A 16,203-nucleotide genomic window follows, 5' to 3' on the forward strand; every position below is an offset into this window, starting at 1 on the left:
GCGCGGGCGTCAGGGGGAGATGGCGGCGACGGCAGGGATGTCGGCGGGGACGGCGGCGCGCAGTGCCGTGATCGCGGCGCGGATGGCGGGACGCCGGGCGGCCTCCTCGCGCCAGACCGCGTACACGCGGCGGGACAGCGGCGCCCTCAGCGGGACGATCGCCACCCCCGGCGGGACGTCGCAGCGGCCGAGCCGGGGCAGGATCGCGTTGCCGAGCCCGACGGCGACGAGGGAGAGCTGCGTGGCGAACTCGTAGGCCATGTGGTCGATGCTGGGCTCGCTGTCGACGGCGCGGAGCGTCCGCAGGAGCCAGTCGCAGCAGATGCTGTCGGGCGACGAGCTGATCCACGGGTCGCCGGCGAGCTCCTTGAGGTCGATGGTGTCGCGCCCGGCGAGCGGGTGGGTGGACGGCAGCGCCACGTCGGCGACGTCGTGGCAGATGACGCCCTTGTGCAGGCCCTCGGGCAGCGGCAGCGGCTCGTTGTTCCAGTCCTGGACGACGGCCATGTCGAAGTCGCCGCGCGAGACGAGCGGCATGCTGCGCAGCGGGTCCTCTTCGAGGAGCTTGACGCGCAGGTCGGGATGGTCGGCGCGGAGGGCGCGCAGCGCGGCGGGCATCAGCCCGCGGATCCCGGTGGGGAAGGCGGCGACGGTGAGCTGCCCGACGACGGAGCCGCGGTGCGCCTCCAGGTCGGCCTGGGCCTGCTCGACGAGCGACAGGATCCGCTCGGCGTGCGCGACGAGCAGCTCGGCGGCGTCGGTGAGCCGGACGCCCCGGCCGTTGCGTTCGAGCAGCTTCTGGCCGGTCTCCCGCTCCAGCTTGGCGAGCTGCTGGGACACCGCCGACGTGGTGACGTGCAGGACGTCGGCGGCGGCGCTGACCGAGCCGTACGTCGCGACGGAGTGCAGGGCGCGCAGCCGTTCGAGATCAAGCATGTAAGTAATACTAAAGCGATGTGTCAAGAAGTTCTCGCTTGTCCTAAAGCGAGTGTTTCCTTGACGATCGGGGCATGAGATCGCGCCACGTCCTGCTGGCGACGCTGATCGCCGCGTTGTGGGGCTTCAACTTCGTCCCGATCCACCGGGCGCTGGACGACGTCTCGCCGCTGCTGATGGCGGCGCTGCGGTTCGTCCTCGCGGCGGTGCCCGCGGTGTTCTTCGTGCGGCGGCCGCCGGTTCCGGCGCGGTGGCTCGTGCTGGTCGGCGTTCCGCTCGGCGTGGGGCAGTTCGGGCTGCTGTTCCTCGGCATGGACATGGGCATGCCCGCGGGGCTGGCGTCGGTCGTCCTCCAGGTCCAGGCGATCTTCACGGCGCTGTTCGCGGGGCTGCTGCTGCGCGAGCGGCTCGGCGTCCGGCAGGTCGCGGGGATGGCCGTCGCGTTCGGCGGGGTCACGCTGCTCGGCGTGGCGCAGTCCGAGGGCGGCAGCCCGGTCGGCGCGTTCCTCGTCTGCCTCCTGGCCGCGGCGAGCTGGGGGCTCGCGAACATCGGCATGCGCCGGATGAACCAGGCCGCCGACGGGCCGATCGAGCCGTTCGGGTTCATGGTGTGGGTGTCGCTGGTGCCGCCGCTCCCGCTCCTCGCCCTGTCGCTGATCTTCGAGGGGCCCGGCGCCGTGCCGGACGCGGCCCGCGATCTCTCCCTGGCCGGGCTCGGCTCGATGGCGTACATCGCCTACATCTCCACGCTGTTCGGGTTCGGCGTGTGGGGATGGCTGATGCGCCGCTACGAGGCCAGCACGGTCGCGATGTACTCGCTGCTCGTCCCGCCGTTCGGGCTTCTCTCGGCGGGCCTGCTGCTCGGCGAGCACGTGGACGCCGTCCGGCTCGCCGGCGCCGCGTTGATCATCGCGGGGGTCGCGGCGGGCAGCGTCCGCCCGCGGCCGCGCGTCGAGATCGCCGTCGCGCCGCCCAGCGAACCCGAACCCGAACCCGTCGAAACGAGGTGAGAACCGAAGTGAGAACCGTGCACGGAATCCACGCGTCGCTCGTGACGCCGTTCACCCGCTCCGGCGAGGTGGACGCCAAGTCGCTCGAACGGCTCGCCGTCCACTGCCTGGACAACGGCGCGGACGGCCTGGTCGCACTGGGCACGACCGGCGAGGCCGCCATGCTGAGCCCCGCCGAGCAGCGGACCGTCCTGGAGGTGTGCCGCGCCGTCTCGATCGAGCACGGCGCGCCGCTGATCGTCGGCGCCGGGACGGTCGGCACCGAGGACTCGATCCGCCAGGCCCGCGAACGGGCGCCGCTCGCCGACGCGCTGCTCGTCGTCGTCCCGTACTACCTGCGCCCGTCGGACGAGGGCGTCGTCGACCACTTCGCCGCCATCGGCGCCGCCGTGGACGTGCCGCTCGTCGCGTACAACGTCCCGTACCGGACGGGGAAGAACCTGTCGGCCGCCACGCTCCTGGAGATCCTCGCGCTCGACTGCGTCGCCGGTGTCAAGCAGTGCGCGGGCGCCGTCGACCACGACACCCTGGCCGTGCTCGCCGCCCGTACGGGTAAGGCGATTCTGTGCGGGGACGACATGTACCTCTATCCGATGCTCCAGCTCGGCGCGTCCGGGGGCGTCGCCGCGTCCGCCTGCCTCGCGCCCGCCGGGTACGCCGCTATGGCAGCCGCTGTGCGCGACGGCAACGCCCCGCGCGCGCTCGCGACGCACAACGCGCTGCTTCCCATGGCGGACGCGCTGTTCAGCGAGCCGTCCCCGAGCGTGCTGAAGGCGTGCCTGGCCGAGGAAGGGCTGATCGACGAGCCCGCGGTGCGCGCTCCGCTGCACGCACCGCGTCCCGAGCCGGTCGCCGCGGCGCTGAAGGCGTTCAGGACCCTCTAGATCGCGTTCAGGGCCCTCTAGATCGCGGGCCCTAGGACGACGACGACGCCTGGGCGGCGGCGCGGGCGGCGTGCGGGAGGGCGTCCAGGACGCGTCCGAGCGCCTCCTCGTCGTGCGCCGCCGACAGGAACCACACCTCGTACGCGGACGGCGGCAGGTACACGCCGCGCTCCAGCATGGCGTGGAAGAACGCGGCGTAGGCCTTGGCGTGCTGCCGCTGCGCGGCGGCGAAATCGCCGACCTTCCCGTCGGTGAAGAAGACCGAGAAGAGGCTCCCGGCGTTCTGCATGGAGTGCGGGACGCCCGCCCGCGCCAGCTCCGCCGACGCGGCCTTCGACACGGTCCCCGCCGCGCGGTCGACCGCCGCGTACACGTCAGCGGTCGCGTGCCGGAGCGTCGCCAGTCCGGCGGCGGTGGCCAGCGGGTTCCCCGACAGCGTGCCCGCCTGGTAGACGGGACCGGCGGGGGCGAGCTGGTCCATGACGTCGGCGCGCCCGCCGAACGCGGCCGCGGGCAGCCCGCCGCCCATCACCTTCCCGAACGTCATCAGGTCGCCCGGCACGCCCTCGATCCCGTACCAGCCGGACGGGGACGCGCGGAACCCGGTGAGCACCTCGTCCAGCACCAGCAGCGCGCCGTACCGCTCGCAGAGCCGCTTCAGCAGCGCGTTGAAGCCCGGCAGCGGCGGCACCACGCCCATGTTGCACGGCACGGCCTCGGTGATGACGCAGGCGATGTCGGTGCCGTGCTCGTCGAACACCGTCTCCACGGCCGCGACGTCGTTGTAGGTGAGGATCAGCGTGTCGCCGGTGGTCGCGCCCGTCACGCCGGGCGTGTCGGGCAGGCCGAACGTGGCGACCCCGGAGCCCGCCGCGGCGAGCAGCGCGTCGACGTGCCCGTGGTAGCAGCCCGCGAACTTCACGATCTTGGTGCGTCCGGTGAAGCCGCGCGCCAGCCGGATCGCCGACATCGTCGCCTCGGTCCCCGAGTTGACGAGCCGGACCTTCTCCGCCGGCGTCCGGGAGACGATCTCCTCGGCCAGCTCCACCTCGCCGGACGTCGGCGCGCCGTAGGACGTGCCGCGGCCCGCCGCGTCCCGCACCGCCTCCACGACGGCCGGATGGGCGTGCCCGAGGATCAGCGGGCCCCACGAGCACACCAGGTCGACGTACTCGTTGCCGTCGACGTCCGTCAGATAGGGGCCGCGCGCGGACGCCATGAAGCGGGGCGTCCCGCCGACGGCGCCGAACGCCCGCACCGGCGAGTTCACCCCGCCGGGCACCACCCGGGAGGCCCGGTCGAACAAGTCCTGGGAATGATCGGTACCAGTCATCAATTCAGTCTCTCAGTTGCAGTTCGGGAACTAGCCTTGACCTCGCCCGGTACGGGCCGATATTCCACCAAGTACGACATCGGCGCCTGTCTCCGCCCGCGATCTTCGCCCGCGGTCTCACGGCGCCCCTTGACCACCCGGCCGGCTCACCGGGACAGGGCGTATCGGAGGGATGGCTTTCACCGTGCTCAACGGCTGGACGGTCCCGGGCTTCACCCACGAGCGGCAGCTGGGTGACGGCGCCGCGGGCCGGGTGGTGCTGGCGGTCGACGACCTGACCAGCACGAAGGTCGCGATCAAGTACCTCGGCGGCGCGCTGCTCGCCGACGAGGCGTTCCTGGCGCGGTTCCGCGCGGCCGCGCGCAGCCTGTCCCAGCTGGAGGACCCCAACGTCGTCGACCTGTACGACTTCGTGGAGACCCCGGACGGCGCCGCGATCGTGATGCAGTGCGTGGAGGGCGTCAGCCTGCGGCGCGTCCTCGCCGCGCAGGGGCCCGCCGGCCCGCTCGCGGCCCTGTCCATGCTCGGCGGGACGCTGCTCGGGCTCGCGTCGGCGCACGAGCACGGCGTGCCCGTGCACGGCGCGCTGCGCCCGGCGAACATCATGATCGACGTCGACGGCAACGCGCGGCTCACCGACTTCGCGACGTCGCCCCCCGGGACCGAGGCGCAGTCCGGCCCGGCGTACGCGGCGCCCGAGCTGTGGGACGGCGCGCCCGCCACCGTCGCCACCGACCTGTACGCCGCCACCGCCGTCTTCTACGAGTGCCTCACCGGACGCCCGCCGTTCGCCGGACGGAACATGGCGCGCCAGCACCGGGAGGCGGCGATCCCCGCCGACGAGGTTCCCGGGCCGCTGCGCGACCTCATCCACCAGGGCCTCGCGAAGAGCCCGGAGCACCGTCCCGCGACGGCCGCCGACTACCTCGCCGCCCTGGAAGAGGCGGCCGTGTCGGCGTACGGGCCGTCCTGGGAGGCGCAGGGCCGCGGCCGACTCACCGAACTGGCCGCGCAGGCCGCCCTGCAACCCGAGCCGCCGAAGCCGAAGCCGGCCCGCAGCAGCGGACGCAACCCCGTCGTCGCGGCCAAGCAGCCGGGAGGGGGCGGCTCCCGGACGCGCTGGGTCCTCGCCGCGGTCGCCGTCCTCGTCGTCGCGGGCGCCGGGGCGAGCGCCGCGACGCTGCTGAAGGACGACAAGAAGCAGCCCGCCGAGCCGACGACCGCGCAGAGCAGCAGCCCGCAGCCGACCCCGCCGGCCGGTGGCGTCGACCCGAAGGCGCTCGTCGCGCGGATCGACCGGGCCGTCGCGCAGGCGCCGGGCGCCCTGTTCAGCTACAAGCAGACGGGCTGCTGCGGCTTCCCCGCGAGCGGCAGGGGGACGCTCGGCCTCGCGCCCGGCGGACGGCCGTCCGGCGCGCTGCCGTCGTACACGCTGACGCTGGCGGGGGCCGGATCGGCCCGCAAGCCGGTCCGCGCGGTGATCGTCGACGACCGGTTCTACGTGCGCGTCGGCAAGCAGTGGCGGTCGTCGCCGCTGAGCGGGCGCGGCTATCCCGCGGCGGCGGACCAGGTGCGCTCGGGCAGCTCGGTCGCGAACCTGACGGCGCTGCTGCGGTCGGCGACGAAGCTCACCAGGACCGGCGCGATCTACGAGGGGACGGCGCCCGCGGAGGCGCTGGCGCAGGCCCCCGGCGTCGGGCCCATGTACGCGCGGATGGCCCGGGCCACCGGCGTCCAGCAGATCGCGTTCGCGATCAAGCTCGACGCGGGCTTCCGTCCGGTCAAGTTCTGGGTCCGCGCGGGTCCGGCGAACGGCCGCAACCAGACCATGCGCGGCTCCTACACCAAGTGGGGCCGCAAGCCCGCCATCCAGGCCCCGCCGTCCCGCTGACCCTGGCCCTGGCCCTGTGATCAGCTGGCGAGGCCGCAGCTGTCGGCGAGGACTTCGAGGAGCCGCAGCGGGTCGGGAAGCGGGTCGCTGGACGGCGGCCGCACCCACCCCGCCTCGCGCCCGGACGGCAGGACGGACGGCGGCGCGACCACATAGCTGTCGCGGCAGTGCCACCGCATGCCGGGCGTCTCCTCGACGTCCTCGGGGGAGCAGTCGAGATGGCAGGACCACCATTCGTCCTCGTCGACGGGCGCGCCGCGGGTCGCGACGAAGAACAGGCTCCGGTCGCCGCCGACCGACGCGACCGGGCCGACGGGCAGCCCGTCGCGGGCGATCCGGTCGAGCGCCGCCGTGCCCGCGGCGGCGGGGACGTCGAACACGTCGAAGACGCGGCCGGTCGGCAGGATGATGTTGGCCTTCGGGCGTTCGGCCCACCAGCGTCCGATGACGTCGGCGTCCACGCTGGCCTGGTGCGCCCAGGCCGCCGACACCGGATGCGCGCCCGGGTCGGGACAGCCGATCCGGTCGCACGAACACGCTCGGTCACCGCCGCCGCCCTTGCGGTCGCCCGCGTTCGGGGGATGCGCGCCGGGGAAGCAGGGCCAGCCGAGGGCGGCGTACTCCCGCGCCGCCGAGGCCATCCGGTCGCGTGCCGCTTTCAGCCGTCTGTTCCCCGAGACCGCCAGCATCTCCGCCCCCAATACCCCAAGGTCGAACGTGGGTTCCTGGTTAACGATGATGCCCGGCGCGCGAAACCGCGCACACGGCAACCCCTGGAAAACGACCCCAAGTGACTATGAGGCGTCCCGGACCGCCGGGACGTCAGGCCAGTCGACGAGACGTCAGGCCAGCCTGCGAGACGTCAGGGCAACCGGCGGGACGTCAGGACAACCGGCGGGCGACTTCGGCGGCCCAGTAGGTGAGGACGATGTCGGCGCCGGCGCGGCGGATCGACAGCAGCGACTCCATGATCGTCCGGTCCCGGTCGATCCAGCCCTTCTCGCCCGCGGCCTCGATCATCGCGTACTCGCCGCTCACCTGGTAGGCGACGACGGGGACGTCCACCGTGTCGCGGACGCGGCGGACGATGTCGAGGTACGCCCCCGCCGGCTTCACCATGACCATGTCGGCGCCCTCGTCGAGGTCGAGGAGCACCTCGCGGAGCGCCTCCTCGGCGTTCGCCGGGTCCTGCTGGTGGGTGGAGCGGTCGCCGAACTGCGGCGCGCACTCGGCGGCCTCGCGGAACGGGCCGTAGTACGCCGACGCGTACTTCACCGCGTAGGACAGGATCGGGATGTCGGGGTGGCCGGCGCCGTCCAGCGCGGTGCGGATCGCGGCGACCTGGCCGTCCATCATGCCGCTCGGGCCGACGACCGCCGTGCCCGCCTCCGCCTGCGCGACCGCGATGGACGCGTACCGCTCCAGCGTCGCGTCGTTGTCGATCTCGCCGGACGCGGTGAGGACGCCGCAGTGCCCGTGGTCGGTGTACTCGTCCAGGCACAGGTCCGTCATGATCACGGTCGCGTCGCCGAGGTCGGCGTTCAGGTCGCGCAGCGCGAGCTGGACGATCCCGTCCGGGTCGTCGGCGCCGGAGCCGGTCCCGTCCTTGACCGCCGGGATGCCGAACAGTATGAGCCCGCCGACGCCGGCCTCGACCGCGTCGTGCGCCGCCTTGCGGAGGCTGTCGCGGGTGTGCTGGAAGACGCCCGGCATGGACGAGACGGCCTGCGGCTCGGCGATGCCCTCCTTGACGAACATCGGCAGCACCAGGTCGGCGGGGGCGAGCCGCGTCTCGGCCACCATCCGGCGCAGCGCGGGCGTGCGCCGCAGCCGGCGCGGCCGCGCCACCGGAAACTGAGCAGACATGATCCTTCTCCCGTGAGGTGAGGCGCTACCGCGACCGCGTCACTTGCGGCGGCGGGCGCCGCGGCGCATCTGGCTGGGCTTGCGCGGCGGCTCCCCCGCCTCGGCCCTGGACGTCCGCCACCTCGCACCGTACTCGGCGAGGGCCTCCGCGAGGGCGGAGACGGACGGTTTGTCCGCCATGACGTCGACGCGCAGCCCGTACTCCTCGGCCGTCTTCGCCGTCTGCGGGCCGATCACCGCGATGACCGTCACCTTGTGCGGCTTCCCGGCGATCCCGATCAGGTTCTTCACCGTGGACGACGACGTGAACAGCACCGCGTCGAACCCGCCGCCCTTGATCGCGTTGCGGATCGGCTCGGGCGGCGGCGCGGCGCGGACCGTCCGGTAGGCGGTCACGTCCTCGCATTCCCAGCCCAGCTCGGTCAGCCGGGCGATGAGCACGTCCGTCGCGATGTCGGCGCGCGGCAGCAGCACCCGGTTGATGGGGTCGAGGTCCTCGTCGTAGGGCGGCCACTCACGTGCGAGGCCCTCGCCGGACTGCTCACCGGACGGCACCAGATCGGGCTGGATGCCGAACTCGACGAGCGCGGCGGCGGTCTGCTCGCCGACCGCGGCGACCTTCAGCCCGGCGAACGCGCGGGCGTCGAGCCCGTAGTCGACGAACTTCTCCCGGACGGCCTTGACCGCGTTGGTGGACGTGAACACCACCCACTCGTACCGTCCGGTGACGAGGCCCTTGACGGCGCGCTCCATCTGCTGCGGGGTGCGCGGCGGCTCGACGGAGATCGTCGGGACCTCGTCCGGGACGGCGCCGTACCCGCGCAGCTGCTCCGACAGCGACGCGGCCTGCTCCTTCGTCCGCGGCACCAGGACGCGCCACCCGAACAGCGGCTTCGTCTCGAACCAGGACAACTCGTCGCGCCAGCCGACCACGTCGCCGACGACGATCAGCGCGGGCGCCTCCATGCCCTTGGTGTCGGACGCCAGCTTCTGCAGCGTCGACACGACGGTCTCCTGCTCGGTGGTCGTGCCGAGGCTCGTCATCGCGGCGGGGGTCGAGTCGGGACGCCCGGCGGCGACGAGGCCCTTGCAGACCTCCGCCACCGCGCCCTCCGCGCCGATGATCACGAGGGTGGCGTCCGGGGCGGCGAACCGGTCCCAGTCGACGCCGCCCTCGGACGCGTCCACGAACCTGACCTCGCGGGTCTGGGGATCGGTCAGCGGGATGCCCGCGTACCCGGGCACCCCGGTCACGGCGGACACGCCCGGCACCACCTCGAACGGGACCCCGGCCTTCGCCAGGGCGCCGCCCTCGGCGGCCAGGCCGCACGCCAGCCCCGGATCGCCCCACAGCAGGCGCGCGACGCGGCGTCCCGCCTTCGCGGCCCGCGCGGCGATCTTGACGGGGTCGCCGTCCGCCGAGTCGACGATCTCCACGTCCGGACGGCAGTGGGACAGGATCTCCGGCGGGCAGAGCGCCCGGTTCACGATGACCGTGTCGGCGCGCTCCAGCTCGGCGGCGGCGCGGAGCGTCAGCAGGCCGGGGTCGCCGGGACCCATCCCGACGATCACGACGCCGCCCGGCCGGGCCGCCTCGTACGCCGAGTCGCTCGCTGCGCCGTCCGTGCCTTCCGCACCTTCCGCACCTTCCGTGCCTTCTGCGCTCATCGCGCTTTCCGCTGCGCTCTTCGTGCTTTTCGCAGCGCTCCTGCTTCTCGCGGTGCTCGTTGTGCCTTCTGCGGTGCTGCTCTTCGCGGCGGGGCTCAATCGCGCTCCCCCATCAACTGGTCGGCCCCCTGCGCGAGCAGCCGGTCCGCGAGATCGCGTCCCAGCTGTTCGGCGGCATCCGGGTGGCCGCTTGCGGACAGCCTCACCTGCCGGGTTCCGTCGTACGCCACGACGGTCGCCGTCAGATGGAGCTTTTCATCTACTTCGGCAGCGTACGTCCCCACGGGCGCGGAGCAACCCGCCTCCAGCACCGCCAGGACCGTCCGCTCCGCCGTGACGGCCTGCCTGGTCGCGGTGTCGTCGACCGTTCCAAGCAGGGCGCGGAGGTCGTCCCGGCCGGCGCGGCATTCGAGCGCGAGCGCGCCCTGCCCGGGCGCGGGCAGCATCTGGCTGGGGTCGAAGACCTCGGCGACCGCGTCGAGGCGGTCGATCCGCTTCAGGCCCGCGTGCGCGAGGACGACGGCGTCCAGCTCGCCGTCCGCGACCTTGCGGAGCCGGGTGTCGGCGTTGCCGCGGATCGGGACGATCTCCAGGTCGGGACGCATCGCGCGCAGCTGCGCGACCCGGCGCGGCGAGCCGGTCCCGATGCGCGCCCCGCGCCGCAGGTCTGCGAGCTTCGCGGGGCCGCACAGGGCGTCGCGCGGGTCGTCGCGGTACGGGGTCGCGGCGATCGCGATCCCCGGCGCCGCGGACGTCGGCAGGTCCTTCAGCGAGTGCACGGCGAAGTCCACCTCACCGGACAGGATCTTGTCGCGGAGGGCGTTGACGAAGACTCCCGTCCCGCCGATCTGGGCGAGCAGGGCCTTGGACACATCACCCTGCGTGGTTACCCCGACCAGCTCGACGGCATGCCCGGTCAGCCGCGTCAACGCGTCGGCGACCTGCCGCGACTGGGTCATCGCCATCAGGCTCTTGCGGGTGCCGAGCCGCAGCGGACGCCCGCCCGCCGCGCCCGGCTCCCCGGTCGCTCCCCCGCCTGCTTCCCCGTTCATCCCTCGTCTCCTTCGCGCCCGGCGACGGTGTCGCGGGCGCTCACCGCCCGGACGTTCGCAGCCTGCGCGTTCACCGTCTCCGCGCGCAGATCCTGCGCGTCCGGGCCTTCCGTACTCAAGTTCCGCGTGCTCAGGCCCTGCGCGTTCAGGCCCTGCGCGTTCAGGCTCTGCGTGCTCACGTCCTGTGTGCTCAGGTTCCGCGTGCTCACGTCGTGGGGGCGCATGCCGTGGGCGCTCAGGCCGTCCAGCGCGGGCATGGTGCTCACGCAGTCGGCCTCGGCGCATTCCGGGTCCACCGTACGGGCGGAGCCGGGCCGCTCGCCCGCCGCTTCCCCGGCACGCGGACCGGCGTCGCGCGGACCGGCGTCGCGCGGACCGGCGTCGCGCAGGTCGGCGTCATGCGGGCCGGCGTCATGCGGGCCGGCGTCGCGCAGGTCGGCGCGGGCCACCGCCTCCGGGGCCTTCGGGTCCAGGTCGAACAGCTCGCGCAGCGCGTCGGCGTAGGAGTCGCCGCCCGGCGCCGACGCCAGCTCCTTGACCCGGACGGTCGGCGCGTGGAGCAGCTTGTCCACCACGCGGCGGACGGTCTGCTCGATCTCCTTGCGGGCCCGGTCGTCCATCTCGGGCACCCGTCCGGCGAGCCGGGTCAGCTCGGCCTCCACGACGTCCGCGGCCTTGCTGCGCAGCGCGACGACCGTCGGCGCGACCGCGGCGGCGCGGGCGGCGCCGAGGAACGCTCCCACCTCGTCGCAGACGATGCGCCGGACGGCCTCGACCGCCTGCGGGCCGATGGCGTGCGCGGCCTCCTCCGCCTTCCGCAGATCGTCCAGCCCGGCGAGCGCGACGCCCGGCAGGTCGCCGACGGTCCGCTCGACGTCGTGCGGCAGCGCCAGGTCGAGGAAGAACCGGTTCCGGCCGTCGGAGCCGACGCCCTGCGTCTCAAGCCGCGCCGCCGTCAGCACCAGCCCGGTCGCCCCGGTGCAGGACACCACCAGGTCGGCCGCGGCGACCGCCGGGTCGACCGCGGACAGGTCGATCGCGCGGGACGGCGCGTCCAGCGAGGCGGTCAGCCGCTCCGCCCGCTCGCGGGTGCGGTTCGCGACCACGATCTCGCGCGCCCCGGCGCGGCTCAGCGTCGCCGCCGCGAGCGAGCTCATCGAACCGGCGCCGACGACCAGCGCGCGGACGCCGTCCAGCGGGCCGAGATGCCGGGCGGCGACGTCCAGCCCGACGCTGACCAGCGAGGCGCCCGCCTTGTCGATGCCCGTCTCGTGGTGGGCGCGCTTGCCGACGCGCAGCGACTGCTGCAGAACGTCGTGCAGCTCGCGGCCGAGCGTGCCCTCGTCCTGCGCGGCGCGGAACGCCTGCCGGAGCTGCCCGAGGATCTGCCCCTCGCCGACGACCATCGACTCCAGCCCGCACGCCACCGCGAACACGTGCTGGACGGCCCGCTCCTCGTAGTGCACGTACAGGTGCCGCGACAGCTCGTCCAGCGGGACGCCGGAGTGCAGGGCCAGCAGCTCGGACACCGCCGAGACGCCGCCGTGGAACTTGTCGACCACCGTGTAGATCTCGACCCGGTTGCACGTCGAGACGATCGCGGCCTCGGCGACGTTCGCGGAGTCGTGGACGGCGTGCAGCAGCTTCACCAGGTCGTCCCCGGCCACCGCCGCCCGCTCCAGGACGGCCACGGGCGCGCTCCGGTGACTGAGCCCCACGACCAGAATGCTCACGCCCTGCCTCCCGTGTCTCCCACGTCTCCCGCGTCTCCAGGATGCGCCGCCCGCGCCGTGTGCGACCGCGCGGTGTCTGACGTCATGTCCGCTCGTCTCATGCTTCGACGACCGTCTCCACGTACTGCTTCGCGCCCGGCGGCGCGTCGCCGGCGGCCAGGGAGGCGAGGCCGTCGGGCCCGCCGGCCTTGCGCTGCTCGTGGAACGCGAGGATCTGCAGCTCGATGGACAGGTCGACCTTGCGCACGTCGACGCCGTCGGGGACCGAGAGCACGACCGGCGCGAAGTTCAGGACGCTCGTCACGCCCGCGGCCACGACGCGATCGCAGACCCCCTGGGCCGCGCCCGCGGGGGTCGCGATCACGGCGATGGAGACGCCGTGGCCCGCGATGATGTCCTCCAGCCGGTCGATGTGCTGCACCGTCATGCCGGCGATCTCCTGGCCGACGATGGAGTCGTCCGCGTCGAGCAGGCCCGCCACGCGGAAGCCGCGCGACGCGAATCCGCCGTAGCCGGCCAGCGCACGGCCCAGGTTACCCACACCGATGATCGCGACGACCCAGTCTTGCGTCAGCCCGAGTTCCCGGGAGATCTGGTAGACGAGGTATTCCACCTCGTACCCCACGCCGCGCGTGCCGTACGAGCCCAGGTGGGAAAGATCCTTCCGGAGCTTGGCCGAGTTGACGCCGGCGGCCGCGGCGAGCTCCTCCGACGACACGGTCGCGACGCCGCGCTCCTGCAGCCCGGTGAGGGCCCGCAGGTACACCGGCAACCGCGCCACTGTGGCTTCGGGGATGCCGCGTCCCGCGCGGTCGCGTTGGCGGTTCTGTCGAGGTGTCACGGCCTGCTCTTCGGGCTCGACGCTGGGGACGAGGGGGCGAACGGGCGAACGCCCCCGGCCCGGGCTCGCACGGCCAGGTGACGGCCTCACGGCCGTGGCCTGACCGCCCCAGGGCCGTCCATCAGATTATGCCTTTGTGAACACGCGCACAAAGTTGACCCCCCGTCAACGCCTTCACCGCCGGTGGGCGGCATGGTCGTGAAAGGGCCGTCCAGCAGGGCCTCGCGGCTCCGCCGCACCCGCGGGACGCCGACCGAATGTGACCGACCAGACACCCCGCGACCAGGTCAGAGGGGTATGGCAGGCGCCGAACGGCAGGGCGGGCGGTGGTTAGGAGGGGGTGCGCAGGGCACTGATCGCGGTGCGGAGGCGGGTCTCGTCGACGCGCCAGAAGTCGTGCTGGACGCCGTTGATCAGCGTGACGGGGATCTGCTCCCAGTACTGCTCGGTGTCCCGCTCCGACTGCGTGATGTCGCGCTCCTCCCACCGGACGTCCAGCTCGCGGGCGACCCGTTCGATCACCGCGCGGGCGTCGTCGCACAGGTGGCAGCCGGGCTTGCCGAGCAGGGTGATCGTCACGTCCGCCATCCCGGCGTCACCTCCCGGGGAACTCCGGCGCCGGCAGCGGCACCTTGGCCGGGCCGAGCCGCAGCTCGATCACGTTGGTGGCCAGTACGTGGGTGCGGGAGTCCGCCAGGAACCGCCGCAGGTGCGCCTGCCCGCGGTGCGCGGCGAACGCCGCCTCGTCCCGGAACAGCTGGTAGAAGATCCGCTGCGTGGGGGCGCCCACCACCTCGTGGCAGGCGAAGATCACCGTGTCGGGCTCGGCCGCCAGCGCGGCCTTCACGAGGTCGGTGGCGAGCCGGTCGAAGGCGGCCTCGCGGCCGTCCAGCAGCGTGTAGACGGTGATCTGGCCGCACGCGCCGGCGAGCCGGCCGCCCAGCCCGCTCTTCGGCAGCCCGGCGGGGCGCGCCTGCTCGGGGACGAGCCCGCCCGCGGCGCCGACGCCGTCGACGGCGGTGGGCCCGGCCGGGTTCTCCGCCGGGAAGCGCAGGTCCTCGGCCGGCGCGGCCGGTACCGGCGGAGCGGGTGGAGCGGACGGGACCGGGTCGGGGAACCGCAGTTCCCCCCGCCTCGGGCCCGGAGGCGGCGTCGGCGCCGGGACGGGCTCGTGCCGCCCGTGCGTGTAGCCCTGCTCCTCGTAGCCGGTCACGGGTTCCTCTCGGTAGTCGTCTCCGTACTCGTCCCTGCCCTCGTAGCCCTCGTAGCCGTCCTCGTCCTCGTACACCGGGATCGTGCGCATGGCGCCGTACCAGACGAGCCCGGCCGCGGCGCCGAGCGCGATCACCGCGAGCGGCGCGGGCAGGAACCCGCGGGTGCCGCTGAGCACCAGCACGCCCGCGAGCGCGACCAGCGCGACCGGGATCAGCAGCTCGGCGGCCTCCTGGTCGCGCTTGCTCGCCAGCCACGCGGTGACCCCCGTGCACGCCACGAGCGCGATCACCCCGACGACGTGCGCGCCGTCGATCAGCAGCAGGGGCAGCGCGTCGTAGGTGTCGCCCGGCTTCGGCAGGCTCTTGGACAGCGAGCCCTTGAGCGGGTCGAGGACGAGGATGACGGTCGCGACGACCGTGTAGGAGATCGCGAACAGCCAGGCGGCGAACCGCACCTGCACGTACCGCGCGATCAGCTCGATCATGCCGAGCGCGAGCCAGATCGGCCCGATGAGCGCGGCGCCGAGCTCCATGACGCGGAACAGCACGCCGTTGAACCCGGCCAGGAAGCCGACGCCCATGGACAGCAGCGCGAGCGACAGCCCCACCTGGGTGAACGACCAGGCGATGAGGTAGAGCAGCCGGTCCTTGTGAGCGCGCGAGATCAGCAACCCGGTGGCCACTAAGGCACCAAGGGTCGCCACCAGCGCGAGGAGAGCATCGACCATCGCGCCCCATGGTGCCCGATTGCGGCGGCGGAAGGGTAACCGCCTCCGGGCGAACGCGCTCGCCAACACGCCCGTGTCCGCGCGTGGCGGGCGCCTGCGAGTGGCCTGAACGTGCAGGTGGCCGGCGTTCGCGGGTGGCTTGAATTCGCCACTGGCTTCCGTACGCCATTGTGCGTCGCGTGCGCCATTGCCTCTGGTACCTATCGGTATCTAGAGTGGCAAATCACGCCGGAGGTCGCGTAAGCCCCGAGGAGAACTGCATGAGCAGCCTGACCCTCGACGCCGGGGTCCTCCCGCTCCCCCGGCCCCCACGAGGGAGCTTCGGCTCTCTCGGCTCCGTCGGCGGACGTGTCGCCGACCGCACCGTCCCCGATCGCACCGCCCCCGACCGCGCCGTCAACGACCGCGTCGCCGACCCGGACGCCGACCGCGCGGAGATCCTCAAGGCGCTCGTGCTGCGGGCGCGCGACGGCGACGCCGAGGCGTTCGGCTCCCTCTACGACCACTACGTGGAGCTGGTCTACCGGTACGTCTACTACCGGGTCGGGACGCACTCGCTCACCGAGGACCTGACCAGCGAGACGTTCCTGCGCGCGCTGCGCCGGATCTGCGACTTCCACTGGCAGGGCAAGGACTTCGGGGCCTGGCTCGTCACCATCGCGCGGAACCTGGTCGCCGACCACTTCAAGTCCAGCCGCTACCGGCTGGAGGTCTGCACCGCCGAGCTCGTTGAGCCGGACCGGCACCAGGAGGGGCCCGAGCGGGCCGTCCTGGACTCGATGACGAACCGGACCCTGCTGGAGGCCGTCCGGCGGCTGGGGTCCGAGCAGCAGGAGTGCATCGTCCTGCGGTTCCTGCACGGCCTGTCGGTCGCCGAGACCGCGCTGGTCATGGGCAAGAAGCCGGGTGCGATCAAGGCGTTGCAGTACCGGGCCGTCCGGTCGCTGGGCCGCATGCTCCCGGACGACCTGCGCCACTGACCGTCCCGCGCACGAGCACCGCACACCGCCACCGGACGAGCACCGCACACCGCCGCCGGACGCGTGC

At 73.4% G+C, this 16,203-nt stretch carries 14 protein-coding genes; 4 read left to right on the top strand and 10 right to left on the bottom strand.

Translation table 11 applies throughout. From position 1 onward, the window contains the following. Positions 1-9: 9 nt before the first annotated feature. A complete protein-coding gene (locus ACH34T_RS26920) occupies positions 10-936 on the bottom strand; it encodes a LysR substrate-binding domain-containing protein (protein ID WP_396023696.1) in 927 nt (308 codons plus the stop codon). Between the two features lie 74 nt (positions 937-1,010). Between ACH34T_RS26920 and ACH34T_RS26925 the strand changes: the two genes are divergently transcribed. Together ACH34T_RS26925 and ACH34T_RS26930 are read left to right on the top strand one after the other, a co-directional pair. Next, complete coding sequence (locus tag ACH34T_RS26925) at positions 1,011-1,946, top strand: EamA family transporter (RefSeq protein WP_396023697.1); 936 nt, start codon at positions 1,011-1,013, stop codon at positions 1,944-1,946. A gap of 8 nt (positions 1,947-1,954) precedes the next feature. Continuing rightward, complete coding sequence (locus tag ACH34T_RS26930) at positions 1,955-2,830, top strand: dihydrodipicolinate synthase family protein (RefSeq protein WP_396023698.1); 876 nt, start codon at positions 1,955-1,957, stop codon at positions 2,828-2,830. A gap of 31 nt (positions 2,831-2,861) precedes the next feature. Here the strand turns inward: ACH34T_RS26930 and hemL are convergent, their stop codons facing one another. Continuing rightward, on the bottom strand, positions 2,862-4,163 hold the full coding sequence (hemL, locus tag ACH34T_RS26935) for a glutamate-1-semialdehyde 2,1-aminomutase (RefSeq protein WP_396023699.1): 1,302 nt from the start codon (positions 4,161-4,163) through the stop codon (positions 2,862-2,864). A 172-nt stretch (positions 4,164-4,335) separates the two neighbouring features. On the opposite strand from hemL, the gene ACH34T_RS26940 reads away from it, so the two are divergent. Beyond that, a complete protein-coding gene (locus ACH34T_RS26940; protein WP_396023700.1) occupies positions 4,336-6,054 on the top strand; it encodes a serine/threonine-protein kinase in 1,719 nt (572 codons plus the stop codon). A 20-nt stretch (positions 6,055-6,074) separates the two neighbouring features. Here ACH34T_RS26940 and ACH34T_RS26945 read toward each other — a convergent pair whose 3' ends face one another. The 8 genes from ACH34T_RS26945 to ACH34T_RS26980 all read right to left on the bottom strand — a co-directional run bounded on the left by ACH34T_RS26945 (position 6,075) and on the right by ACH34T_RS26980 (position 15,156). After that, entirely contained in the window at positions 6,075-6,743 is a 669-nt protein-coding gene (locus ACH34T_RS26945; protein ID WP_396023701.1) for a bifunctional DNA primase/polymerase, read from the bottom strand. 193 nt (positions 6,744-6,936) lie between these two features. Next, the gene (hemB, locus tag ACH34T_RS26950) at positions 6,937-7,920 is read right to left on the bottom strand and encodes a porphobilinogen synthase (RefSeq protein WP_396023702.1); all 984 of its coding nucleotides are present in this window, start codon (positions 7,918-7,920) and stop codon (positions 6,937-6,939) included. A 39-nt stretch (positions 7,921-7,959) separates the two neighbouring features. After that, positions 7,960-9,588 carry a uroporphyrinogen-III synthase gene (locus tag ACH34T_RS26955; protein WP_396023703.1) on the bottom strand — a complete coding sequence of 543 codons (1,629 nt, stop codon included), beginning with the start codon at positions 9,586-9,588 and terminating at the stop codon, positions 7,960-7,962. A gap of 95 nt (positions 9,589-9,683) precedes the next feature. Then, the gene (hemC, locus tag ACH34T_RS26960; RefSeq protein WP_396023704.1) at positions 9,684-10,640 is read right to left on the bottom strand and encodes a hydroxymethylbilane synthase; all 957 of its coding nucleotides are present in this window, start codon (positions 10,638-10,640) and stop codon (positions 9,684-9,686) included. Beyond that, the gene (locus tag ACH34T_RS26965) at positions 10,637-12,373 is read right to left on the bottom strand and encodes a glutamyl-tRNA reductase (RefSeq protein ID WP_396023705.1); all 1,737 of its coding nucleotides are present in this window, start codon (positions 12,371-12,373) and stop codon (positions 10,637-10,639) included. Before ACH34T_RS26965 ends, hemC begins: the two co-directional genes overlap by 4 nt. 97 nt (positions 12,374-12,470) lie before the next feature. Then, positions 12,471-13,214: a redox-sensing transcriptional repressor Rex gene (locus tag ACH34T_RS26970; RefSeq protein WP_396023706.1), complete on the bottom strand. Its 744-nt coding sequence runs from the start codon at positions 13,212-13,214 to the stop codon at positions 12,471-12,473. 330 nt (positions 13,215-13,544) lie between these two features. Next, positions 13,545-13,802, bottom strand: a complete 258-nt coding sequence (locus tag ACH34T_RS26975) for a glutaredoxin family protein (RefSeq protein WP_396023707.1) — start codon at positions 13,800-13,802, stop codon at positions 13,545-13,547. Between the two features lie 7 nt (positions 13,803-13,809). Continuing rightward, positions 13,810-15,156 carry a putative quinol monooxygenase gene (locus ACH34T_RS26980; protein ID WP_396023708.1) on the bottom strand — a complete coding sequence of 449 codons (1,347 nt, stop codon included), beginning with the start codon at positions 15,154-15,156 and terminating at the stop codon, positions 13,810-13,812. A gap of 260 nt (positions 15,157-15,416) precedes the next feature. Here ACH34T_RS26980 and ACH34T_RS26985 point away from each other — a divergent pair, with 260 nt between their 5' ends. Beyond that, complete coding sequence (locus ACH34T_RS26985) at positions 15,417-16,136, top strand: sigma-70 family RNA polymerase sigma factor (protein WP_396023709.1); 720 nt, start codon at positions 15,417-15,419, stop codon at positions 16,134-16,136. The last annotated feature ends 67 nt before the right edge of the window (positions 16,137-16,203 follow it).

The sequence above is a fragment of the Actinomadura sp. 9N215 genome (genome assembly GCF_044326345.1).
Taxonomy (GTDB): Bacteria; Actinomycetota; Actinomycetes; order Streptosporangiales; family Streptosporangiaceae; genus Spirillospora.

What these genes read in the sequence shown, in the direction of transcription:
- hemC (WP_396023704.1), bottom strand. Translation starts at nt 10,640, where the DNA reads ATGAACGGGGAAGCAGGCGGGGGAGCGACCGGGGAGCCGGGCGCGGCG.
- ACH34T_RS26985 (WP_396023709.1), top strand. Translation starts at nt 15,417, where the DNA reads ATGAGCAGCCTGACCCTCGACGCCGGGGTCCTCCCGCTCCCCCGGCCC.
- ACH34T_RS26975 (WP_396023707.1), bottom strand. Translation starts at nt 13,802, where the DNA reads ATGGCGGACGTGACGATCACCCTGCTCGGCAAGCCCGGCTGCCACCTG.
- ACH34T_RS26945 (WP_396023701.1), bottom strand. Translation starts at nt 6,743, where the DNA reads ATGCTGGCGGTCTCGGGGAACAGACGGCTGAAAGCGGCACGCGACCGG.
- ACH34T_RS26920 (WP_396023696.1), bottom strand. Translation starts at nt 936, where the DNA reads ATGCTTGATCTCGAACGGCTGCGCGCCCTGCACTCCGTCGCGACGTAC.
- ACH34T_RS26925 (WP_396023697.1), top strand. Translation starts at nt 1,011, where the DNA reads ATGAGATCGCGCCACGTCCTGCTGGCGACGCTGATCGCCGCGTTGTGG.
- hemL (WP_396023699.1), bottom strand. Translation starts at nt 4,163, where the DNA reads ATGACTGGTACCGATCATTCCCAGGACTTGTTCGACCGGGCCTCCCGG.
- ACH34T_RS26980 (WP_396023708.1), bottom strand. Translation starts at nt 15,156, where the DNA reads ATGGTCGATGCTCTCCTCGCGCTGGTGGCGACCCTTGGTGCCTTAGTG.
- ACH34T_RS26940 (WP_396023700.1), top strand. Translation starts at nt 4,336, where the DNA reads ATGGCTTTCACCGTGCTCAACGGCTGGACGGTCCCGGGCTTCACCCAC.
- hemB (WP_396023702.1), bottom strand. Translation starts at nt 7,920, where the DNA reads ATGTCTGCTCAGTTTCCGGTGGCGCGGCCGCGCCGGCTGCGGCGCACG.
- ACH34T_RS26955 (WP_396023703.1), bottom strand. Translation starts at nt 9,588, where the DNA reads ATGAGCGCAGAAGGCACGGAAGGTGCGGAAGGTGCGGAAGGCACGGAC.